The 20,961-nt window shown below is 70.5% G+C and carries 20 protein-coding genes and 1 tRNA gene; 14 read left to right on the plus strand and 7 right to left on the minus strand.

Going from position 1 to position 20,961, the window contains the following annotated elements; genetic code table 11:
• Positions 1-40: 40 nt before the first annotated feature.
• The 9 genes from tadA to NBY69_RS19150 all read left to right on the plus strand — a co-directional run bounded on the left by tadA (position 41) and on the right by NBY69_RS19150 (position 6,712).
• Positions 41-505 (plus strand): tRNA adenosine(34) deaminase TadA, encoded by a 465-nt coding sequence (tadA, locus tag NBY69_RS19110; RefSeq protein WP_250302234.1) that lies wholly within the window; start codon positions 41-43, stop codon positions 503-505.
• Between the two features lie 93 nt (positions 506-598).
• Positions 599-686: transfer RNA gene (locus NBY69_RS19115), tRNA-Ser, on the plus strand.
• A gap of 592 nt (positions 687-1,278) precedes the next feature.
• On the plus strand, positions 1,279-2,142 hold the full coding sequence (locus NBY69_RS19120; protein WP_250302235.1) for an oxaloacetate decarboxylase: 864 nt from the start codon (positions 1,279-1,281) through the stop codon (positions 2,140-2,142).
• A 247-nt stretch (positions 2,143-2,389) separates the two neighbouring features.
• A complete protein-coding gene (locus tag NBY69_RS19125; RefSeq protein ID WP_250302236.1) occupies positions 2,390-2,893 on the plus strand; it encodes a hypothetical protein in 504 nt (167 codons plus the stop codon).
• Positions 2,894-3,139: 246 nt separating this feature from the next.
• On the plus strand, positions 3,140-3,301 hold the full coding sequence (locus NBY69_RS19130) for a hypothetical protein (protein WP_250302237.1): 162 nt from the start codon (positions 3,140-3,142) through the stop codon (positions 3,299-3,301).
• Between the two features lie 26 nt (positions 3,302-3,327).
• On the plus strand, positions 3,328-3,621 hold the full coding sequence (locus tag NBY69_RS19135; RefSeq protein WP_250302238.1) for a Dabb family protein: 294 nt from the start codon (positions 3,328-3,330) through the stop codon (positions 3,619-3,621).
• Positions 3,622-3,941: 320 nt separating this feature from the next.
• A complete protein-coding gene (locus NBY69_RS19140) occupies positions 3,942-4,730 on the plus strand; it encodes an RNA polymerase sigma factor SigF (RefSeq protein WP_374211302.1) in 789 nt (262 codons plus the stop codon).
• Between the two features lie 211 nt (positions 4,731-4,941).
• On the plus strand, positions 4,942-5,793 hold the full coding sequence (locus NBY69_RS19145; protein ID WP_250302240.1) for an RNA polymerase sigma factor SigF: 852 nt from the start codon (positions 4,942-4,944) through the stop codon (positions 5,791-5,793).
• 127 nt (positions 5,794-5,920) lie between these two features.
• The gene (locus NBY69_RS19150) at positions 5,921-6,712 is read left to right on the plus strand and encodes a hypothetical protein (RefSeq protein WP_250302241.1); all 792 of its coding nucleotides are present in this window, start codon (positions 5,921-5,923) and stop codon (positions 6,710-6,712) included.
• 49 nt (positions 6,713-6,761) lie between these two features.
• Here the strand turns inward: NBY69_RS19150 and NBY69_RS19155 are convergent, their stop codons facing one another.
• Positions 6,762-6,980, minus strand: coding sequence for a hypothetical protein (locus tag NBY69_RS19155; protein WP_250302242.1), 219 nt, complete (start codon positions 6,978-6,980; stop codon positions 6,762-6,764).
• A gap of 201 nt (positions 6,981-7,181) precedes the next feature.
• Here NBY69_RS19155 and NBY69_RS19160 point away from each other — a divergent pair, with 201 nt between their 5' ends.
• From NBY69_RS19160 to NBY69_RS19175, 4 genes are all read left to right on the plus strand, one after another.
• Positions 7,182-7,652 (plus strand): MarR family winged helix-turn-helix transcriptional regulator, encoded by a 471-nt coding sequence (locus NBY69_RS19160; protein ID WP_250302243.1) that lies wholly within the window; start codon positions 7,182-7,184, stop codon positions 7,650-7,652.
• 20 nt (positions 7,653-7,672) lie between these two features.
• A complete protein-coding gene (locus NBY69_RS19165) occupies positions 7,673-10,153 on the plus strand; it encodes an MFS transporter (RefSeq protein ID WP_250302244.1) in 2,481 nt (826 codons plus the stop codon).
• 153 nt (positions 10,154-10,306) lie between these two features.
• Entirely contained in the window at positions 10,307-11,125 is an 819-nt protein-coding gene (locus NBY69_RS19170; protein ID WP_250302245.1) for a YceI family protein, read from the plus strand.
• A gap of 150 nt (positions 11,126-11,275) precedes the next feature.
• Complete coding sequence (locus NBY69_RS19175; RefSeq protein WP_250302246.1) at positions 11,276-11,743, plus strand: PPOX class F420-dependent oxidoreductase; 468 nt, start codon at positions 11,276-11,278, stop codon at positions 11,741-11,743.
• Between the two features lie 117 nt (positions 11,744-11,860).
• Here NBY69_RS19175 and NBY69_RS19180 read toward each other — a convergent pair whose 3' ends face one another.
• On the minus strand, positions 11,861-12,658 hold the full coding sequence (locus tag NBY69_RS19180) for a TetR/AcrR family transcriptional regulator (protein WP_250302247.1): 798 nt from the start codon (positions 12,656-12,658) through the stop codon (positions 11,861-11,863).
• 180 nt (positions 12,659-12,838) lie between these two features.
• Here NBY69_RS19180 and NBY69_RS19185 point away from each other — a divergent pair, with 180 nt between their 5' ends.
• On the plus strand, positions 12,839-13,648 hold the full coding sequence (locus NBY69_RS19185; protein ID WP_250302248.1) for an endonuclease/exonuclease/phosphatase family protein: 810 nt from the start codon (positions 12,839-12,841) through the stop codon (positions 13,646-13,648).
• A gap of 65 nt (positions 13,649-13,713) precedes the next feature.
• Here the strand turns inward: NBY69_RS19185 and NBY69_RS19190 are convergent, their stop codons facing one another.
• From NBY69_RS19190 to NBY69_RS19210, 5 genes are all read right to left on the minus strand, one after another.
• On the minus strand, positions 13,714-15,966 hold the full coding sequence (locus tag NBY69_RS19190) for a glycosyltransferase family 39 protein (RefSeq protein ID WP_250302249.1): 2,253 nt from the start codon (positions 15,964-15,966) through the stop codon (positions 13,714-13,716).
• On the minus strand, positions 15,963-17,228 hold the full coding sequence (locus NBY69_RS19195; protein ID WP_250302250.1) for a bifunctional glycosyltransferase family 2/GtrA family protein: 1,266 nt from the start codon (positions 17,226-17,228) through the stop codon (positions 15,963-15,965). The genes NBY69_RS19190 and NBY69_RS19195 overlap by 4 nt, the downstream gene beginning before the upstream one ends.
• A 40-nt stretch (positions 17,229-17,268) precedes the next feature.
• A complete protein-coding gene (locus NBY69_RS19200; protein ID WP_250302251.1) occupies positions 17,269-18,882 on the minus strand; it encodes a cell wall metabolism sensor histidine kinase WalK in 1,614 nt (537 codons plus the stop codon).
• A 2-nt stretch (positions 18,883-18,884) separates the two neighbouring features.
• Complete coding sequence (locus NBY69_RS19205) at positions 18,885-19,622, minus strand: response regulator transcription factor (protein WP_284348546.1); 738 nt, start codon at positions 19,620-19,622, stop codon at positions 18,885-18,887.
• Between the two features lie 453 nt (positions 19,623-20,075).
• Positions 20,076-20,954, minus strand: a complete 879-nt coding sequence (locus NBY69_RS19210; RefSeq protein WP_250302252.1) for a DUF2797 domain-containing protein — start codon at positions 20,952-20,954, stop codon at positions 20,076-20,078.
• Positions 20,955-20,961 lie beyond the last annotated feature (7 nt).

The following is a 20,961-nucleotide window of genomic DNA, read 5'->3' on the forward strand; positions in this document are numbered from 1 at the left end:
CCACCGGACCCACCGGACGGACTCCCGGACGAACGAGCAGATGAACGATCCCGTACGTGACCCCTGGGCCGAGCCGATGCGGCTGGCCCTGGCCGAGGCCGCACGCGCGGCGCGGGCCGGCGACGTGCCGGTCGGCGCCGTCGTGCTGTCCGCGGACGGCACGCCGTTCGCGGCCGGCCACAACGAACGCGAGGCGACGGGCGACCCGACCGCGCACGCCGAGATCCTCGCGATCCGCCGGGCCGCCGCGGCGCTCGGCGAGTGGCGGCTGACCGGCTGCACGCTGGTGGTCACGCTGGAACCCTGCACGATGTGCGCGGGCGCGATCGTCCAGTCCCGGGTGGACCGGGTGGTCTTCGGGGCGCTCGACGAGAAGGCGGGCGCCGCGGGTTCGCTCTGGGACGTCGTACGGGACCGACGGCTCAACCACCGGCCCGAAGTCATCACCGGGGTCCTCGCGGACGCGTGCTCGGCGCAGCTGACTTCCTTCTTCAGGGACCGCTGACCGGCCCCCAGGGTGGCCGCGGGACAGCCGTCGGCGACCACCTCTCCGGGGCCGATTTCGGAGCACGGCCGACCTTGGGCTAAGCTCTCTCTCGGTAGCGTGTCCGAGCGGCCGAAGGAGCTCGCCTCGAAAGCGAGTGTGGGGAAACTCACCGAGGGTTCAAATCCCTCCGCTACCGCCAGCAGGATCCGCCCCCGACCTGGAAACAGGCCGGGGGCGGTTTTTTTGTGCCCGGAGGCCTCGGATGACGAGATGTCAGCGAGTGGTTCCGCGCTCCGGTGAGGTCGACCCGGTGAGCGGTCACCGACCCTCCCGGGGCACTCCCGGGACCCTCCCGGACCTGGTTGACCTGGACGTTGCCCGCTGTTCGATACAGGGCGGAGCACTCCCGCGAGCGGCGGCCGGACGCGCTCGCTTTCGGAGGATCCGGGAGAAACGCTCCCGTTCCCGCGACGGCGTCAACCGGATCCCGCCGCGTACCCGCTACGTGTCGTACACAAAGTAAAACGCGGCGTGTCCCTGGGTAAAGGGTTGGTCATGTCTGTATAGGTATACGCGTCTTCGTAAAGAAGGCGCATTTCGCCGAGCCCCGACTCATCTCCCGAGCCCCGGTGGCTCCCGGTACCCGTCGCCGGAGTTCGCATCACCCGGGGCGGCACCGCTCAACACCTGTTCCATCCAACGGAATCACCGAACTCCGAACTGCCGCCCGGCGCGTCGACGACGAACCGGGCGCCGGTTCGCGATTCAACGGCAACTGGCAAGGAGACGCTGTGCGTTACGGAACCGCGCTGAGGGAAGAAGTCCACTCTCCGGGCACGACTCCCCTCATCGGCATTTACGACATGTACTCGGCCTCCGTCGTGGCCCGGCACTACGACGGATTCTTCGTTTCCGGATTCGGCTTCGCCGCCTCCCACTACGGGCTCCCCGACATCGGCTTCATCGCCTGGCCGGACATGGTGGCCTTCGTGGAGCGGCTGCGGCTGGCCTTCCCCTCCCACCACCTGCTGGTCGACATCGACGACGGCTACGTCGATCCCGAGGTCGCCTGCCACGTGGTGCAGCGGCTGGAACGGATCGGCGCCTCGGGCGTCATCCTGGAGGACCAGAAGCGCCCCCGCAGGTGCGGTCACGCGGACGGCAAGCAGGTGCTCCCGCTGGAGGAGTACCTGGAGAAGCTCAACCTGGTGCTGGAGAGCCGGAAGGACCTGGTGGTCGTCGCGCGTACGGACGCCACGGAGGAGGCCGACATCCTGCGCCGGGCCGAAGCCCTGGCGGAGACCGACGCGGACGTCGTCCTGGTCGACGGCGTGCGCAGCGTCGAATGGATCAAGCGCATCCGGAAGGTGGTCGGTGACAAGCCGCTGCTCTTCAACCAGATCGCGGGCGGGAAGTCCCCGAGGCTCTCGCTCTCCGAACTGACCGACCTGGAGTGCCAGGTGGCCATCTACAGCACCCCCTGCCTCTTTGCCGCGCACGCCGCCATCGACAGCGCGCTGACGGATCTCAAGCAGTCCGACGGACGGCTTCCCGAGTTCACGGCCCGCGACGGGATCGGTGTGCAGCGCTCCACGCAACTGCTGGAGAAGAACATCAGCAGGCATCACGCCGTGAGCGCGCCCGTGCGTGCGTGAGCGGGTCCGCGAACGCCTGGCACGAACGCCTGGCACGAACGCCTGGCACGAATGCCTGACATGAACGCCTGACGTGGGCGCCGACACCACGCCAGGAGGGGCGGTCCGGCCCTGTGCCGTTCCGCTCGAACGCCGGGGCCCCGGTGGCGCACCGCACGCGCCACCGGGGTTCCGGCGCCCTTCGAACCCCAGCGAATCAGGCCGTGTCCGGACCGGGACCGCGCGGCCGGGAAAGAGAAACCGGACCATGGGAATCACCTCGCCGAAGGCGCGGGCCGCCCTGGCGATCGTCCTCGGGGCCTTCTGCCAGGGCCAGTTGGCCGCCGGTGCCGCCTGGGCCGACGCCCCCGACGGCGGCATGGAGACGCATCACGGACCTTCCTTGATCACCATTGACAACTCCAACGCGGACTCCTGGCTGGAAGTGGACCGGACGCTCAACATCCTCGGCCCCTTCAGCAAGGGCACGGCGGGCAGTGACCACGACGGCGGCGGGGGCGCGATCGAGCAGACCGTGACGGGTTCGCAGAACGGGGGCGTCCAGGCCGCACCGAACGAACGCGGGGACGACGAGGGGGACGAGAAGAAGAACGAGGGGACGACGGAGCCCGGTGGCGGGACGAAGTCCGGTGGCGCGAAGTCCGGGAGCGCGGCGACCGGAGGGGACGACGACGAGGGCGACGCCGACCACGACGCCACCTGCAGGCGGCACGGAAAGGAGGCGAACACCGCCTGCCGGACCTCGCGCTGACCCGGACCCGGCGGAACGAGAAGACGGGCCCCGACCATCACGTCGGGGCCCTTCGCACGTCCCGGGGAAGACCCGTCGCCGGCCCGGCGCTGATCCGGCAGGGGCCGGCACGGGCCCCGAGTGGCCCGTGGGGAGCCTCCGGGGCGCCGTGCACGCCCGTCCCCCGAAGTCCCTTGATCCCCCGGCACATAGTCCGGTTAGACTCTCGCGACTGCTCAGGGAGCTCAGGGGAGGCAGGGCCGAACGGTGCCGGTGAAGAAGGTCATTCTCTACATAGTCGTCGTTTTTGTGCTGTACACGATCATCACTTCACCCGCCAAGGCCGCCGAACTCGTGCAGGTAGGGTTCGAAGGAATCTCGAATGCCGCAAAGGGTGTCGGTCAGTTCATGACCGAACTGGTGAGCTGAGTCCGTACATCTGTGAGGGGTGCTCCTTGATCCGCCATCTGGTCCTCTTCAAGCTCAACGAGGGCGTCACGCGTGACGAGCCCCGCGTCGTCGCTGCCGCGAAGGCGTTCGCCGAGCTCGGCGAGATCATCCCGGAGGTGGAGTTCTGGGAGTGCGCCTGGAACATCACCGACCGGCCGATCGCCTACGACTTCGCCATCAACTCGGCCGCCCGCGACACCGATGCGCTCAAGCGGTACATCGAGCACCCGGCCCACCAGGCAGCCGCCGGGCAGTGGCGTGAGTTCGCCACCTGGGTGATCGCCGACTACCCCTTCTGAGCCGCCCCCGAGCCCCTCGGGCGTACGGCCCCTCACCTTCCGGTGAGGGGCTTTTTCCGTTTCATCCCAGCTCGCCAACCAACACGACGTTATGCGGTGCTTGCACACAGTGCACATGTCTTGTGATGCTATGACCGCTTTTGACGGATGAGTTGACTGAAAAAGGGGTGGCGTTGACCGTGCCGGCCAGTACTGCGCCTGAAGTTCCGCCCCAGACAGCCCTGACCCCGTCTGCACAGGCCCAGTCGCCCCAGAGCCGGTCCGCGCAGGCCCAGCCCGAACAGGCCCCGTCCGAACAGGCCCGGCCGAACCAGCCCGACATCGAGGAGACGCCTCCGGCGAAGAGCCGTGGCGCGGACACCAGGGCGCTGACCCAGGTGCTTTTCGGCCAGCTCAAGGGGCTGGAGCGGGGCAGCGCCGAGCACACCCGGGTGCGGTCGGCGCTGATCGAGGCGAACCTGCCGCTCGTGCGGTACGCCGCCGCGCGGTTCCGCAGCCGTAACGAGCCGATGGAGGACGTCGTCCAGGTCGGCACCATCGGCCTCATCAACGCCATCGACCGCTTCGACCCGGAGCGCGGCGTCCAGTTCCCGACCTTCGCGATGCCGACCGTCGTCGGCGAGATCAAACGCTACTTCCGGGACAACGTGAGGACCGTCCACGTCCCCCGCCGACTGCACGAGCTGTGGGTCCAGGTCACCGGGGCCACCGAGGACCTGACGACGATGCACGGCCGGTCCCCGACGACGGCCGAGATCGCCGAGCGGCTGCGCATCAGCGAGGACGACGTGCTGTCCTGCATCGAGGCCGGCCGGTCGTACCACGCACAGTCCCTGGAGGCGGCCCAGGAGGGCGACGGGCTGCCGGGACTGCTCGACCGGCTCGGTTACGAGGATCCGGCGCTGGCCGGGGTCGAGCACCGCGATCTGGTCCGGCATCTGCTCGTTCAACTGCCCGAGCGGGAGCAGCGGATCCTGATGCTCCGCTACTACAGCAATCTGACGCAGTCACAGATCAGCCAGGAGCTGGGCGTGTCCCAGATGCATGTCTCCAGGCTGCTGGCCAGGAGCTTCGCGCGGCTCCGGTCCGCAAATCGAATCGAGGCGTAACCGGTACGGGTGATCCGTACACAGGGCGGAAATGCCCCACACCCCCTCTTTCCAGCGCAGATTTGTCGACTTGGCGCTACAGCGCGTTGCCGACATGTGACATTCTGCTGGAACCGCGTTTGCCGCAGTCCCCCCTCCGGTATTCAGGTGGAGGCTGCGTTCCTCCGACGGGAGCGTCCGCCGCGACCGTCCGCGACCTCAAGGGGGTGGCATGTCCGCAGAACAGGGCAGCTCGAAGGTGCTCACGAAAGACGCACCTGAGACACTCAGCTCAGAATTGCCGAGCTCTGGCGCCATCGACACCCGCACTCTGTCCCGCTCCCTGTTCCTGCGGCTCGCCGTCCTGGCCGGCCAGGAACCGGACAGCCCGGAGCGCACTTACGTACGGGACACGTTGATCGAGCTCAACCTGCCGCTGGTGCGCTACGCGGCAGCCAGGTTCCGCAGCCGGAACGAGCCCATGGAGGACATCGTCCAGGTCGGCACCATCGGCCTGATCAAGGCGATCGACCGGTTCGACTGCGAACGCGGCGTCGAATTCCCGACGTTCGCGATGCCGACCATCGTCGGTGAGATCAAGCGCTTCTTCCGGGACACGTCCTGGTCGGTACGGGTCCCGCGCCGCCTCCAGGAGCTGCGGCTGGCGCTCACCAAGGCCAGCGACGAACTGGCCCAGAAGCTCGACCGTTCGCCCACTGTTCCCGAACTCGCCCTGGTGCTGGGCGTGTCCGAGGAGGACGTGGTCGACGGGCTGGCGGTGGGCAACGCGTACACCGCGTCCTCGCTCGACTCGCCCTCCCTGGAGGACGACGGCGGCGAGGGCTCGCTGGCCGACCGCCTCGGCTACGACGACACGGCGCTGGAGGGGGTCGAGTACCGGGAGTCCCTCAAGCCGCTGCTGGCCAAACTGCCGCCGCGTGAGCGCCAGATCATCATGCTGCGGTTCTTCGCCAACATGACGCAGTCGCAGATCGGCGAGGAGGTCGGGATCTCGCAGATGCACGTGTCCCGGCTGCTGACCCGCACGCTGGCGCAGCTGCGGGAAGGCCTGATCGGAGAGTGACGTGCCCCCGGACCTGATCTCCGCCGGAGTCGGGCCCGGGGCAGGGACCGGACACAGGCCCCGGGCGCGGACGGAAACCGCTGCCCGCCGGGTTCCTAATTGACGGTCCGTCAGAGACACTGGCGCGATGCGACGCCAGCACTCAGCAATCGCCGCCACCGCAACCGTCCTCTGCCTGGGCGGTCTGGTGGCCGCCTGCGCGGGCGGTACCGCCGACCAGGCCTACGTGGCCGTGGGCGCCGCAGGCGCGGGGCAGACGGCCACCGCCCCCGTACCACCGTCGGGCAAGGTCACCCTGACGCCCCTGGGCGGCCCAGGAGCGTCCTCCGGGCCCGGCAAGGGCGGGAAGTCCAGCGCCGGCGGCTCCACGGCCCCAGCGGGCGCCCCGGGCGCCGGAACCCCTGACGCCCCGGGCACGCCGGGTGCGTCCGGAGCCACGGGCGCACCGGGAGGCGCGGCACCGGGCTCCAGGACCCAGGGCGGTACGGGCACCGGCGCCGGGGGCAGTCCCGCCCCGGGCGACCCCGGCAACTCCGGTTCCGGTCAGTCCCCTTCGGACCCTCCGGCCACCCCGGGACAACCGGGTAACAGCCCGTCGGCCCCGCCGTCGGGCCCCGCCGTACTGAAGATCGGCGATCCCGAGCGGACCGCCACGGACCAGCGCTGGTGCGAAGAAGTGACCGTGCGCTTCAGCAACACCGGTGGTTCACCGATCGCTTCGGGCACGGTCACCTTCTCCACGCACGTCATCGGCGGGGCGGGTGTGGACTGGGCGACCCTGGAGTCGTCCCAGCCACTACCGGGGCCGATCGCCGCCGGTACGGCCCTGTCGAAGACGTACACCGTCTGCGTGGACGACTGGCGGGTACCGCTGGGGATGCACATAGAAACCCGCAGCGTCTCCGCCGACTGGAAGTGACCAGCCGGAACACCGGAGGCTGCGGGAACGGGGCAGTAGAGGACAGGTCCTAGCCGAGCGCGAGCACCGCGACGCCCACGAGAACCACGATCACGGCGACGACCGCGACGATCACGCCGATTCTCGGGCCCGACTGCTGCTGCGGGGGAGCCGCCGGCTGCGCGCTCTGCGGTGCGCCCTCGTCGACGAAGGCGCGGAACATCTGGGTGCTGCCCGCCGGGTCGTAGTTGCCCTCGGGGCCTTGGGGCGCTTGGGGGTTGTGTGCCATGAGGCAGGACCCTAGCGAACCTGCGGGTTCCGCCCAACCCCCGTACCTGCGGGCAGATCGCCCGAAGCGGCCTCCGCCACCTCATTGACCTCACACATGCAAACCTTTTTGGTTTCCTTTGCCTTTCTCAGACGGATTTAATTTGCTTGAGGCAACCAACGGAACTTATGGTTGCCTCAAGCAACAACATAGGGAGGTGTCATGGCCACACAGAGTCAGTACGAAGAACTGGCCAGACAGCTCAGCGCCATCGGCGCGGTCAAGCGGGGCCTCTCCCGCATCCTCCCTCCCGAGTGTCCGACCGGGTCGGCCGCTGTGTTGTCCCTGCTGGGCCAGCACGGCGAGATGCGTATGAGCAGGCTCGCCGAATTGCTCGCCGTGGACATGTCGGTGACCAGCCGGCATGTGGCACACGTCGCGGAGCACGGCTGGATCGAGCGGTCCCCGGACCCTGCTGACAAGCGCTCCCGCATCCTGCGGCTCACCCCCGCAGGCACAGACATGCTCGGCCTGCTCGCCGAGCGACACATCGAATCCCTCGCTCGCACCCTCAGCGACTGGTCCGACGACGAAGTCGGGCAGCTCAATGTGCTCCTGGACCGCCTGCGCGCCAGTTTCGGCGACTGCCGGGCCTGGGCCGGACAGCACGAGCACACCCGTACATCCGCGTAAGTAGAGAAAAAAGGAACTTCATGGCTACGACCACACCAGCCGGTGTGCGGGGCGGCCACGCCAAGCACGGGGGAAATACCACCCCCGGAGACAGTGCGCCGATGACGCACCGGCAGATCATGGAAGCCCTGTCCGGGCTGATGCTCGGCATGTTCGTCGCGATCCTGTCGTCGACGATCGTCACCAACGCCCTGCCCAAGATCGTTTCCGATCTGCACGGCAGTCAGTCCTCGTACACCTGGGTCGTCACCTCGTCGCTGCTGGCGATGACGGCCACCACCCCCCTGTGGGGCAAGCTCTCCGACCTGTTCAGCAAGAAGCTGCTCGTCCAGATAGCCCTGATCATCTATGTGCTGGGCTCGGCCGCGGCCGGTCTCTCGCAGAACTCGTCGACGCTGATCACTTTCCGTGTCGTCCAGGGCATCGGCGTCGGCGGTCTCTCGGCCCTCGCGCAGATCGTGATGGCCGCGATGATCTCCCCGCGTGAGCGGGGCCGGTACAGCGGCTACATCGGCGCCACCTTCGCAGTCGCGACGGTCGCCGGACCGCTCCTCGGCGGTGTCATCACCGACACCAGCTGGCTCGGCTGGCGCTGGTGCTTCTACGTCGGCGTGCCCTTCGCGATCATCGCGCTGATCGTTCTGCAGAAGACCCTGAAACTCCCCGTCGTCAAGCGCGAGGTCAAGGTCGACTGGGGCGGCGCGTTCTTCATCGCGGCGGCCGTCTCGCTGCTGATGGTCTGGATCACCTTCGCCGGTGACAAGTACGACTGGATGTCCTGGCAGACGGGCGCCATGCTCGGCGGCTCGATCGTTCTGGGCCTGCTCTTCGTGCTCGTCGAGTCCAAGGCGAGCGAGCCGATCATCCCGCTGCGGCTCTTCCGCAACCCGACGATCACCCTCGCCTCGGTCGCCTCGCTGTTCGTCGGCGTCGCGATGTTCTCCGGCACCGTCTTCTTCAGCCAGTACTTCCAGCTGGCGCGCGGCAAGTCGCCGACGATGTCCGGCGTGATGACGATCCCGATGATCGGTGGCCTGTTCATCTCGTCGACCGTCTCGGGCCAGCTCATCACCAAGACCGGCAAGTGGAAGGCCTGGCTGGTCAGCGGCGGCATCCTGGTGACGGCCGGACTCGGCCTGCTCTCCACCATCCGGTACGACACCGCGTACTGGCACGTGGCGGTCTTCATGGCGCTGATGGGTCTCGGCATCGGCATGATGATGCAGAACCTGGTGCTCTGCACGCAGAACCAGGTCTCCCAGCAGGACCTCGGCTCGGCGTCCTCCACCGTCTCGTTCTTCCGCTCCCTCGGTGGCGCGATCGGCGTCTCGGCGCTGGGCGCGGTGCTCGGCAACCGCGTCACCCACTTCGTCTCCGACGGTCTCCACGACCTCGGCCCGAAGGGCGCGGCCCTGGCCGGCAAGGGCATGAGCAGCGGATCGGTGCCCGACATCAGCAAACTGCCGCAGCCGCTGCGCTCCATCATGGAGAGTTCGTACGGGCACGCCGTCGCGGATGTCTTCCTGTACGCGGCGGTCTGTGCCCTGGTCGCCTTCCTGGTGACGCTGTTCATCAAGGAGGTCCCGCTGCGGACCCGCGCCGTGGGCGCCCCCGAGGGGGAGGCCGCTGCGGCCGAGGTCCCGCCGGTGGCCGACGCCGTACCGGCCCCCGCGGTTTCCCGCGAAAGTGTTCCGAGTGCTGAGGAGACGATGCCGATGCAGTCCACCCCCACCCCGGGTATCGCGATCCACGGTGTGGTCCGGGGCGCCGAAGGCGCACCCGTGGGCCGTGCCGCCGTCACACTGATCTCGCTGGCCGGACGCCAGTTGGGCCGCGCGGTCGCCGAGGGCGACGGCGGTTACACGGTCGACGCGCCGGGCTCCGGTTCGTACGTCCTGATCGCCTCCGCCGACGGCTTCCAGCCGCAGGCGTCCACGGTGGTCGTCGGGGACGAGGGCCTGTCGTACGACATCCTCCTCTCCGGTACGAGCGGACTCGCCGGCATCGTGAAGTCCGCCGACGGCGGCAAGGCCGTCGAGGGCGCCATGGTCGTCGTCACCGATGTGCGCGGCGATGTGCTGGCCACCGGAAAGTCCGGTGCGCAGGGCGAGTTCACCTTCGGTGAGCTGGTGCCCGGCTCGGTGACCGTCGCGGTCAACGCGACCGGCTTCCGGCCGCTGGCCCTGCCGGTCGACGTCGGCGGCCAGGGTGTGACCCGTATCGAGGCCGCCCTGGAGTCCGGCTCGCTGGTCCAGGGTGTCGTACGCGGCGGAGCCGAGCGGCGCCCGCTGCCCGACGCCCGGGTGACCCTGGTCGACGCGGCGGGCAACGTGGTCGCCACGGCGACCACCGGGATCGACGGGGCCTACGGTTTCGCCGACCTCAACTCGGGCGAGTACACGGTCATCGCGACCGGTTACCCGCCGGTGGCGGGCTCGTTGACGGTCGCGGGGAGCGGCATCGACGGCCACGACATCGAGCTGGCCCACCCGGGCGAGTAGGACCGGTTGCCGGCGGGTCCCAGCAGGATCCGTACGGTCTACGCACAGGCTGCCCCAGCGGATGTGGGGCACGGGCCCCGGGCGTGGTGGTGGCGAGCAGGGGACGGCCCGCCACCACCACCCGGGGCCCACTTTTTGAGGGAGAGTAACGGGATGGGACTTCGCGCACAGGTACGGACCCGGGACGGCTGGGCCGTACAGCACGCCGTGGTGACGGTGACCGACATGACCGGCGCCCAGGTGCTCCGGGCGGCCGTGGACGAGAACGGCGCGGTCAGCGCCGACGCGTCGCTGGCCCCCGGCGCGCACACGGTCATCGTGACGGCCGTCGGATACGCCCCCGCCGCGTCGACGGCGTTCGTCACGGCGAGCGGCCGGGCCGATGTGGGCACGGTCGTACTGGCCAGGCAGGGCGGCGTGGAACTCCCGCCGCCGGGAACATGGACGCTCGACCCGGCGCACTCGTCGGTCGGCGCGGTCGCCCAGCACCTCGGCATCTCCAGCGTGCACGGCAGGTTCACCGAGTTCGTGGGCCGCGTCGAGATCGCCGAGGACATCGAGAAGTCACGGGTCGAGGCGGTCATCGCCGCCACGTCGATCGACACGGGTAACGGCATGCGGGACGGCCATCTGAAGTCCCCGGACTTCCTGGACGTCGAACGCTTCCCGGAGATCACCTACAGCAGCACCGGTGTGATCCCCGCGGGTCCGGACCGCTGGACGGTCAAGGGCCGGCTGTCGCTGCACGGCGTGGTCCGTGAGGTGGACCTGGACCTGAGCTACCTGGGCACCGGCCCCGACCCGTGGGGCGGCGTCCGCGCTGCCTTCCGCGCCACGGCCGAACTGCGTCGCGACGACTTCGCGATGAACTACAACCAGGTGGTCCAGGCGGGCATCTCCGCCATCGGCACCACGCTCAAGATCGAGCTGGACATCCAGGCGGTCCAGGGCGACTCGCTGCCCGCGGTCTGACACCGTCCGGCGCGCGACGCGGCCCCGGGAGCGAGCCCCTACCGGGCCCGGCCCCGGGGCCGCTGTGCCGGGGCCGCTGTGCCGGGGGCCGAAGGGTGTCGGCCCGGAACGGTCGCGTCTCCCGCGCGGGGCCGGACGTATCGTGCGGGCATGGCACCCCACATCGCGACCAACACCACCGTCGACCGGGCCGAGCTGCTGGACTTCCTGCGGACCCGGCACCGGGCGATCCTGCTCACCACCCGTACGGACGGCCGTCCCCAGGGCTCGCCGTTGACCTGTGGCGTCGACGACTCCGGACGGATCGTCATGTCCACGTATCCCGAGCGCGCCAAGACCCGGAACGCCAGGCGGGACGCGCGGACGAGTGTGATCGTGCTGTCGGACGAGTGGAACGGGCCGTGGGTCCAGGTCGACGGGACGGCCGAGGTCATCGACTCCCCCGAGTCCGTGGAACCGCTGGTGGAGTACTTCCGCACCATCTCCGGCGAGCACCCGGACTGGGACGAGTACCGCGCGGCCATGGTCAGGCAGGGCAAGTCGATCATCCGGATCACGCCGGAGCGGTGGAGTCCGATCGCGACCGGCGGTTTCCCGGCGCGGCTGGCCTCCTCGTAACGGCCGGCCTCCTCGTCACGACTGGCCTCCTCGTCACGACTGGCCTCCTCGTCACGGCTGCTCCGCCGTTCGGCGAACGCTCGGCCCGGTGACGCGCTCAGCCGGCCGTCCGTTCGGTCAGCCGTCCGTTCGGTCAGCCGTCCGCTTGGCCTCGATGCCCGCGATCAGCAGGTCCACGGCGAAGTCGAAGTCCCGCTCGCGCATCTCCTCGACCGTGTCACCGCCGCGCGCCTGCCTCATGTGCTGCGCCTGTACGAAGGGCTCGCGCAGGCCCGGCTGTTCGCTGATGGTGCCGATGGCCCGCTGGTAGTACGCGTCCTGGCTCATCCCGGCCCGTTCGCAGCGGTCCCGGAAGTGGCCCTCGACGGTGCCGAATCCGTACACGAACTGGAAGACCGCCGCGAGGCCGCCGGTCCGGCCGTGCAGCGGGAGACCGGCCTCGCGCATCACGTCCTGGGCCGCCGAGGTGAACTTCACCGCGTGCGGGCCGATGTTGAGGAACTCGCCGATGAGGGGCGACACCCAGGGGTGACGCACGAGGACGCTGCGGTAGCCGGAGGCGAGGCGCCGCAGCTCCGTGCGCCAGTCGGTCCCGGTACCGGCCTTCGGGGCGTCCGGTGCCGGGGCAGGCGTCGACAGTTCGCCCATCACCGCGTCCAGGGCCAGTTCGAGGAGATCGTCCTTGGTGTCCACGTACCAGTAGACCGACATGGCCGTGACCCCCAGACCGGCAGCGAGGCGGCGCATGGAGAACTTCGACAGCCCCTCGGAATCCAGGAGCCGCACCGTCTCAGCGGTGATCTTCGCCAGGTCGAGCCCGGCCGGCTGATCCGTTCGGCGGGTACGCGTCGCCTTGCCGTCCAGCCAGACACTGGTCCGCGTGGGGCCCTTCGCACGGGCGGCCGTAGTCACCATGGCGCGTCTCCTCCGGAAATCGATGCATCCACCGGGTACCGATATCGATGTTAGGCCGCTGTTACCGGTGAGTCTGCGCCCCGGAGGCCCGCAAACCAGGCGCGCTCGTCAGGGGCGGCCCACTCCCCTTTACGGCGTAAAGCTGTTTGGGGTCGGGCCGCTGCCGGGTACCTACGCGAGATGAAACTGACTCGTCGTGTTGCTGAAGTGCTTCTGGTCACGGGTGTTTTGGCCGCGACGGTCGCGCCCCCGGCGCAGGCCCACGGCCGCGATGTGCCGCTGCGCGTCGCCTCGTACAACATCCACGCGGGCGCCGGGATGGACAACGTCTTCGACCTGGACCGGCAGGAGGCGGCGATGCGCGCACTGCACGCGGACGTCATCGGCCTGGAGGAGGTCGACGTCCGCTGGGGCGCCCGCAGCGAGTGGCGCGACCTCGCGGGTGAGCTGGCGAAGCGGCTCGGGATGCACGTGTCGTTCGCGCCGATCTACAGCATCGACGGGCGTGAGTTCGGGGTCGCTGTGCTGTCCAGGTACCGCATCCTGCACGCCGAGAACCACGAGATCACCCGGCTCTCCACCCAGGACCCGAACCCGGTCCCCGCGCCGGCCCCCGGCTTCGGAGAGGTGGAGCTGCGGGTGAAGGGCGTACCGCTGCACGTGTACGTGACCCATCTGGATTACCGCGCCGACCCCTCCGTACGGGTGACGCAGGTGGCCGAGACCCGGCGGATCATGGCGCAGCAGCACGGCCGGAAGATCCTGCTGGGCGACTTCAACGCGACGCCGGACGCACCCGAACTGGCGCCGCTCTGGCGCGAACTGCGCGATGTGGAACCGGGGGCGCCGACCTTCCCGGCGCAGAATCCGGTGCAGCGGATCGACTACGTGGCCGTGTCGCCGGGGGTGGGGGTGCGGGGAGCGCAGGTGGCCGACACGCTGGCGTCCGACCACCGGCCGATCGTGGCGGAGCTTTCACTCAAGAGGTAGGGAAGCCGGGGCGCCTGCGGCGGGGCCGGTGGGACCGGTCCCGCCGCGCGCGTTCTTCTCCCGTCTCAGCTACCGCTCTTGACCTTCGTCAGGTCGTACAGGGTCGTCGATCCCACGGTCACCTTCGTGTAGTGCGCCTCGACCCACGACGTGATCTCCGAAGCGGAGCCGCTGTCGGCACCGCCCGTCCCGCCGCCCATCCCGCCGCCCATCCCGCCGCCGGAGACGAAGTAGTGGATCTTCCCCTCCGTGACGTACTCCTTGAACTGCGCGAGGGTCGGTGACGGGTCGCTTCCGTTGAAGCCGCCGATCGCCATCACGGGCTTCTGGGTGGCGAGTTGGTAACTGGCCGCGTTCTGCGAGCCGATGGCCGCGGCCATCCAGGTGTAGCCGTCGGCTCCGGCGCTGATCCTGGCCTTCACCTCGGCGCCGACCTGCTGGCCGTCGAGCAGACCGCCCATACCGCCACCGCCGAAGCCGCCTTCGCCCCTGCCGCCGGGCATGCCACCCCGCTGTGCCTGCCCGTTCCGTGCCTGGCCGTTCGGTGCCTGCCCGTTCTGCCCTGGGCCCTGGCCCGCGGCCTGGCTCTGGCCCGGCTGCCCGGTGGGCGGCTGACCCAGGTTCCCGGCCTGCCCGGCCTGACCGGCCTGACCGGCCTGACCGGTCGGCGGCTGTCCCGTGCCACCGCCGTTCCGGCCGCCGAAGCCGCCCGCGCCGCCTCCGGCACCACCAGGACCGCCACGGCCGCCGGGGCCGCCGCCCATCCCGCCCATCCGGCTCGCACCCGCGGGCCCCGCCGTGACGATCGACCCGGTGTGCGCACTGTCCAGCGTGGACACCGTGTACGCGAACGGCCCGGCCAGCGAGGCCACCAGGCCCGCGCCCGCGGCCCCCAGCGCCACCCGCCGGTCCAGCCGTCCCGACAGCACGAGACCGAGCGCCGCGGCGAGGCCCCCGACGAGCACCACCCAGCGCAGCCACGGCAGGTAGTCCGGCGTCCGCCCCAGCAGGACGTACGCCCAGACCGCCGTCACCGCGACCGTCCCGCCCAGTACCGCGGACCAGCCGAACCTGCCGCGCTCCTCCCACAGCACCGTGACGCCCGTCCCGACCAGGGCGGCGATGTACGGCGCCAGGGCCACCGTGTAGTACTGGTGGAAGATCCCCGCCATGAAGCTGAAGACCAGCGCGGTCATCACCAGCGAGCCGCCCCACACCAGGAACGCGGCGGGCGCCGTGTCCGTACCCCCCTCGTGCGGCCCGGCCGGGCGGCGGCTCCTGGCCCGCCAGGTGAGCACGGTCCCGGCCACCAGCAGGATCAGCGCGGCGGGCAGCAGCCAGGAGATCTGGCTGCCGATCTCGGAGTTGAACATCCGGCCGATGCCGGTCGCACCCCAGCCGCCGCCCTGTCCGCCGCCCCGGCCGCCACCGCCGACGCTGCCCGTCTCGTCACCGCTGATCCGGCCGAGACCGTTGTAGCCGAAGGTCAGTTCCAGGAAGGAGTTGTTCTGGGAGCCGCCGATGTACGGGCGGGACGAGGCCGGCCACAGTTCGACGATCGCCGTCCACCAGCCGCCCGCGACCACCATCGCCCCCGCGGACAGACCGATCTGGCCGAGCCGCCTGCGTACCGTCGTGGGCGCGAACACCGCGTACACGACAGCCAGCGGCGGGAGGATCAGGAACGCCTGGAGCGTCTTCGTGAGGAAGGCGAACCCGACCGCGACGCCCGCCCACACCAGCCACTTGGTCCGTGCGTCCGCCAGCCCGCGCAGGACGAAGTAGACGGTGATCGTCATCAGCAGTGCCAGCAGCGCGTCCGGGTTGTTGAAGCGGAACATCAGTGCGGCGACCGGGGTCGTCGCGAGCACCAGACCCGCGAGGAGCCCGGCGATGGCGCTGAACCTGAGGCGTACGGCGGCGTACAGCACCGCGACCGTGCCGACGCCCATCAGCACCTGCGGGACGAGGATCGCCCACGAGCTCAGCCCGAAGATCCGTACCGACAGGGCCATCGGCCAGAGCGCGCCCGGGGGCTTGTCGACGGTGATCGCGTTCGCCGAGTCGAGCGAGCCGAAGAAGAGGGCCTTCCAACTGGCCCCGCCCGCCTGGGCGGCAGCGGAGTAGAAGGAGTTGGCGTAGCCGGACGCGCCGAGGTTCCACAGGTACGTCACGAGCGTGAGCAGCAGCAGTCCGAGGAACGCGGGGCGTACCCAACCCGGGTCCTCGGTCCGGCCGCGCCACAGGGCGGCGATGTGCCGGTTGCGGGACGGCCGCCCGGCCGTCGCCGGAGTCCGGTGGGTGTCGATGGTGGTCATCGTGCAGTCCTCGGGTCGTCGGTACGCCGCTCGGGGAAGACCCAGGCGCGGAAGAGCAGGAAGCGCAGCACGGTCGCTGCGAGGTTGGCCGCGATCAGCACCGCGAGTTCGGCGCCGTGCGAGGGGTTGCCGGAGGCCGCGCCGAGCGCGGCGAGGGAACCGCTGGTGAGGGCGAGCCCGATCGCGAACACGACGAGGCCCTGCGCCTGGTGGCGTACCGCGCTGTCCCGGCCGCGTACGCCGAAGGTGAGCCTCCGGTTGGCCGCGGTGTTGATCACCGCGGAGACCAGCAGCGCGCCCGCGTTGGCCAACTGCGGGTTCACTCCCGTCCGGAACAGCGAGTACAGCAGCAGATAGAGGAGCGTGGACAGCGCCCCCACGACACAGAATCCGACGAGCTGGCGGGCCAGTCCCCCGGGCACGCCCGGCAGTTCACGGTCGCGCGGATCGTCGCCGAAGGGGCGCGCGAGCCGGTCCAGCGGGAGTGCGCCGACGCCCAGCGCACGCCCCACGCGCCAGACGCCCTTGAGGTCGTCGACGGCCGTCCGCACGATGTGCACGGTGGATTCCGGGTCGTCGACCCAGTCGACCGGCACCTCGTGGATGCGCAGCCCGGCGCGTTCGGCGACCACCAGCATCTCGGTGTCGAAGAACCATCCGGTGTCCTCGACCATGGGCAGCAGCCGTTCCGCGACCTCTCCGCGGATGGCCTTGAAGCCGCACTGGGCGTCGCTGAAGCGGGCGGAGAGGGACGAGCGCAGGATCAGGTTGTACGCGCGGGAGATGAACTCCCGCCGGGGGCCGCGCACCACCCGCGAACTGCGCGCCAGCCGGGAGCCGATGGCGAGATCCGAGTGCCCGGAGATCAGCGGTGCGACCAGCGGCAGCAGGGCGTTGAGATCGGTGGAGAGGTCGACGTCCATGTAGGCGAGTACGGGGGAGTCGGAGGCGGACCACACGGTGCGCAGCGCCCGTCCGCGCCCCTTCTGGTCGAGGCGGCAGGACCGCACCCCGTCGAGTTCCGCTTCCAGTCCGGCCGTCACCTCGGGCGTACGGTCGGTGCTCGCGTTGTCGGCGATCGTGATCCGGAAGCTGTACGGGAAGGTGCGGGCCAGATGGTCGTGGAGCCGCAGTACGCAGGGTTCGAGGTCCTTCTCCTCGTTGTAGACGGGGATCACCACATCGAGTACGGGGGCATCGGCCGTGGTCGCGGGAAGGTGCACCCTTGCGGGCAGGGTGCCCGGAGAAGAGTCGGTTCGCATGACATCGACACTCGCCAGGCCCGCTGTCACGGCTGTGTGGTCAGCCTGTGCCGTACCTGTGAGTCGCGGTCGCGCCGGGTGAATCCGGAGTCCCGGGCGGGACGGTGGGCATGCGCGGGCCGGTGGGCGTGCGCGGGACGGACGGTACTGGCGAGGCGGGAGGGAAGGGCTGGACGGGAGGCGGAAGTGGGCATGGGGGCGGGGGCGGGGGTGGGGTGATCGGGGCCGGCGACGCCGGGAGCCTGACCTCGAAGGCCGTGGCCCCGGGGACGCTCCGTACCGTCACACCGCCGCCGTGGGCCACCACCACCGCCTGCACGATCGCGAGGCCGAGCCCGGTGGATCCCGCGTGCCGGGACCGTGAGGCGTCCCCGCGGGCGAACCGCTCGAAGACGTGCGGCAGCAGACCGGCCGGGATCCCGGGCCCGTCGTCCCGTACCTCCGCCACCGTCCAGGCACCGTCGCGCCGCACGCTCGCGGTGACGGTGGTGCCGGGAGGCGTGTGCGTACGGGCGTTGGCCAGCAGATTGACCAGGACCTGATGGAGGCGGGCGCCGTCGGCCCGCACCACGGCCGGGTTCTCCGGCAGTTCGAGGCGCCACTTGTGGTCCGGCCCGGCGGCGCGGGCGTCACTCACCGCGTCGACGACCAGCGGGGACAGATCGGTGCTCTCGTACGTGAGCGGGCGCCCGGAATCCAGCCGGGCGAGCAGCAGCAGATCCTCCACCAGCCCGGTCATCCGACCGGCCTCGGACTCGATCCGGCCCAGTGCGTGCCGGGTGTCGGGGCCGGTCTCCTCGGTGCCGCGGCGGGTCAGTTCGGCATATCCGCGGATCGAGGCGAGCGGGGTGCGCAGCTCATGACTGGCGTCGGCGACGAACTGCCGCACCCGCGTCTCGCTCTCCTGCCGGGCCGCCAGCGCCGAACCGACATGGCCCAGCATCCGGTTGAGCGCGGCGCCGACCTGCCCGACCTCGGTCCGTGGATCTGCCTCGGCCTCGGGGATCCGCTCCAGGGGCGCCACCTCACCGCTGTGCAACGGCAGTTCGGAGACCCGTGTCGCGGTCGCCGCGACCCGTCGGAGCGGGCGCAGCGCGATCCCGACGAGCGCCGTACCCGCGATGCCCGCGGCGAGCAGCCCGGCCGCGGTGACGCACACCTCGACGACGACCAGGGTGCTGACGGTGGACTGGACACCACTGAGCGGGAAGCCCAGCACGAAGGTGCCGCCGGGGGAGAAGGTCGCCCGGAAGTCGCCCAGTCCGGGAAGGGAGACGGTGTGCGCGTTCCCGTCCCTGGGAACGGACTTCAGGGCTCTGACCTGCGCGTCGCCGAGCGCCACGCTGTCCGTCTGCGCGCCCGGCACAGCGACGCTCTTCACTCCGTCGACGATCTCGTCGCTGCCCGCCACGGTGCGCCCGCCGACCGCGCCGATCGGCAGACCGGGCTGCTGGACGATGGACCGGTCGAGGTCCATCGGGCCGCGGTCGGGCCGTTTCGCCGCGGCGACCAGCTGTTTGTCGAGCTGCCTCACCAGATTGGAGTGCATGGCGATCGTGGTGACCGTACCGATCACTGCCACCACCACCGCGATCAGCGCCACCGCCGACACGACCAGCCGCGTCCGCAGCGACCAGCGCCGGTGCGCCGACACCGTTACTCCCCGGGCTTGATCAGGTAACCGGCGCCGCGCCGGGTGTGGATCATCGGCGACCGTCCCGCGTCGATCTTGCGCCGCAGGTAGGAGATGTAGAGCTCGACGACATTGGCCTGGCCGCCGAAGTCGTACGACCACACCCGGTCGAGGATCTGCGCCTTGGAGAGCACCCGGCGCGGGTTGCGCATCAGGAAGCGCAGCAACTCGAACTCGGTGGCCGTCAGATGGATGTTGGTCCCGCCCCTGGTCACGTCGTGGCTGTCCTCGTCGAGGGTCAGGTCCCCGACGGCGAGCATCGATTCGGTGCGCTGGGCGGCCGTACCGGACCGGCGGATCAGTCCGCGCAGCCTGGCCACGACCTCCTCCAGGCTGAACGGCTTGGTGACGTAGTCGTCGCCGCCCGCCGTCAGGCCCGCGATCCGGTCCTCCACCGCGTCCTTCGCGGTCAGGAAGAGGACCGGCACATCGGGCAGCTCACGGCGCATCCGTCCGAGCACGGCGATGCCGTCCGTATCGGGGAGCATCACATCGAGCACCACCGCGTCGGGCCGGAACTCCCGTGCGGTACGCACCGCACCGGCTCCGTCACCGGCGCTCCGGACCTGCCACCCCTCGTAGCGCAGCGCCATCGACAGGAGTTCGGTGAGCGAGGCCTCGTCGTCCACGACGAGCACCCGTACGGGGCTGCCGTCGGGCCTGAGCATTCCGGTACGCCCCTGGGGCGAGGTCGTAGTCATGGCCACCACCCTGTGAGCGGCCTCTGAGAGCCTCCTTTCCCCAACCTGTGAAATTCCTGAGAAACACCTTCGACCCGGCCCGGCTCACGGCCCGGCTCACGGTCGGGCGCACGGACGGGCTCCCGGTCGGTGGGGTACGGGCAAGGCATGCGCGGGTGGGGGACGGGCAAGGCATACGGGCAGGGGGTGCAGCAAGGCATGCGGGCAGGCGGACATACGGTCGGAGCATGCGGATCCTCACCCTCTCCGGCAGCCTGCGCGCCCGGTCCACCAACGCCTCCCTGCTCCGCGCCGCCGGACGCGCGCGACACATGACGGGAGCCCGGCTGCGGTCCGAACTCCAGGGCGCGCCCACGGTACGAATCCAGGTTCAGTACCGCCCCGCGCGGCACCTGACGAAAGCCCGGTCCGGTCCGAACCCCAGGGCGCGCCGCGCCACGGTGCGAATCCAGGTCAGAACAGCCCCTCCTGTTCCGTGTCCGGCTCCGCCGGGACGGCTCGCACCGGCACGGTCATCCCCGTGCCGGGCTCTGCGCCCGTCACACTCCATCCCGCCATCAGCCGCGTGTCGAGGACGATTACATCCCCGCCCTCCCCGGCGAGATGCAGATCGGGCCCGGCGGCGGCCACCAGCCGCCCGGCGACCACACCCCCGGCCGCCAGCTCGCTCACCACCCCCACCAGGTCCCCGAGCCCCGCCAGCCCGAACACCGCGAAGTGGTCGGCGACTTCGCATTCCAGCCGCTCCAGCGAATCCGGCCATCCCGCCAGTGCGACGGCCTTCCCGTGCACCTCCCGCACCTCGGCCCCGCGCTCCTCCCGTCCCGGCAGCCGGGCCCGCACCGCGCGCTTCTCCGCGTACGGAATCCGGTCCGGCACGCCCAGCGCCGTACGCAGCAGCTCCTCCGTCCGGCGCGCGGCCATCAGCGGCCCCCGCCCCAGCCAGCTGAAAGCCACCGCCCCCTGCTCCATCAGCCGTGCCGGACCGCGCTGTTCCGCGGTGATCCCCACCTTGACCATCCCGGGGCCGAACCAGGCCAGATACACCCGGTACACGCGCGGGTCGTCCGCGATCGTGTCGGCGGCCACCGAGTGCGCCCGGTCCAGCCGCGCGCACTCCGCACACCGCGCCTGCGCACCACGCGCCGGCACCCGGGCCCGCACCGGACAGGCGTTACCCCGTGCCCCCACACAGGTCCGCTCCCCCTCCGGCACGACCCGGAACCCGATCCCGTTCCCGTACACCAACGGACTGGCCCGCTCACGGCCATGCCCTTCCCACACCAGCCGCGGCCCCTCGGCCCCCCACCGCAGCCCGCCGGAACGCCACATCCCCCCT

Source organism: Streptomyces sp. A 4/2 (assembly GCF_940670765.1).
GTDB lineage: Bacteria > Actinomycetota > Actinomycetes > Streptomycetales > Streptomycetaceae > Streptomyces.

Coding starts and splice junctions, on each gene's coding strand:
- NBY69_RS19210 (WP_250302252.1), bottom strand. CDS start 20,954: ATGTGGCGTTCCGGCGGGCTGCGGTGGGGGGCCGAGGGGCCGCGGCTG.
- NBY69_RS19175 (WP_250302246.1), top strand. CDS start 11,276: ATGGCACCCCACATCGCGACCAACACCACCGTCGACCGGGCCGAGCTG.
- NBY69_RS19205 (WP_284348546.1), bottom strand. CDS start 19,622: ATGACTACGACCTCGCCCCAGGGGCGTACCGGAATGCTCAGGCCCGAC.
- NBY69_RS19185 (WP_250302248.1), top strand. CDS start 12,839: ATGAAACTGACTCGTCGTGTTGCTGAAGTGCTTCTGGTCACGGGTGTT.
- NBY69_RS19160 (WP_250302243.1), top strand. CDS start 7,182: ATGGCCACACAGAGTCAGTACGAAGAACTGGCCAGACAGCTCAGCGCC.
- NBY69_RS19155 (WP_250302242.1), bottom strand. CDS start 6,980: ATGGCACACAACCCCCAAGCGCCCCAAGGCCCCGAGGGCAACTACGAC.
- NBY69_RS19170 (WP_250302245.1), top strand. CDS start 10,307: ATGGGACTTCGCGCACAGGTACGGACCCGGGACGGCTGGGCCGTACAG.
- NBY69_RS19165 (WP_250302244.1), top strand. CDS start 7,673: ATGGCTACGACCACACCAGCCGGTGTGCGGGGCGGCCACGCCAAGCAC.
- NBY69_RS19145 (WP_250302240.1), top strand. CDS start 4,942: ATGTCCGCAGAACAGGGCAGCTCGAAGGTGCTCACGAAAGACGCACCT.
- NBY69_RS19190 (WP_250302249.1), bottom strand. CDS start 15,966: ATGACCACCATCGACACCCACCGGACTCCGGCGACGGCCGGGCGGCCG.
- NBY69_RS19180 (WP_250302247.1), bottom strand. CDS start 12,658: ATGGTGACTACGGCCGCCCGTGCGAAGGGCCCCACGCGGACCAGTGTC.
- NBY69_RS19125 (WP_250302236.1), top strand. CDS start 2,390: ATGGGAATCACCTCGCCGAAGGCGCGGGCCGCCCTGGCGATCGTCCTC.
- NBY69_RS19150 (WP_250302241.1), top strand. CDS start 5,921: ATGCGACGCCAGCACTCAGCAATCGCCGCCACCGCAACCGTCCTCTGC.
- tadA (WP_250302234.1), top strand. CDS start 41: ATGAACGATCCCGTACGTGACCCCTGGGCCGAGCCGATGCGGCTGGCC.
- NBY69_RS19195 (WP_250302250.1), bottom strand. CDS start 17,228: ATGCGAACCGACTCTTCTCCGGGCACCCTGCCCGCAAGGGTGCACCTT.